This is a genomic window from Streptomyces sp. DH12, assembly GCF_020873895.1.
GTDB lineage: Bacteria > Actinomycetota > Actinomycetes > Streptomycetales > Streptomycetaceae > Streptomyces.
On the sequence record NZ_JAHWGT010000910.1, the window covers coordinates 1 to 469 of the forward strand.

Sequence of the window (469 nt, forward strand, 5' to 3'; positions counted from 1 at the left end):
CACTGGGACTCCTGCTGTCGGCAGACATCAAGGTCTCCCTTTCGCCGGACGCGGCCTCCGTATCGGTGGCGGCGCGACGCGGGCAACAGGTTCAAGCGGAGTTCACCGCACCGCCCGGCAGAATCGTGGGAATAGGCGTCACCGACGTGACCATCCCGACGAACTCCTCCCTCAACGCACGGGACGCCGACGGAAATCACGTCGGAGGGTACGGAACCGTCCTCGCGAACAGCGACGGCAGTCTGCACTTGAACAACCTGACTGCTGGAAACAACTACGCAGTGGTGCTCCAGCCGCAGTCGGCCTCCGCCGGATCGATGAAGTTCTGGCTCTCGACTCCCGTAACAGCCACACCCCTCACCACCAGCACTCCCAGCACAGAAACGGAGCTGACGCGGCCGGGTCAGCAGCTCATCGTTCCCGTCCTCGCCGCGGACAGCAGCGCAATCTCGGTCGTCCTGTCCGGAAT

The 469-nt window shown here is 64.2% G+C and carries 1 protein-coding gene; it reads left to right on the forward strand.

The annotated features are described in order from the left end of the window. A partial coding sequence (locus LPA54_RS37740) for a hypothetical protein (protein WP_228984936.1) occupies window positions 1–469 on the forward strand: 469 nt, incomplete at both ends.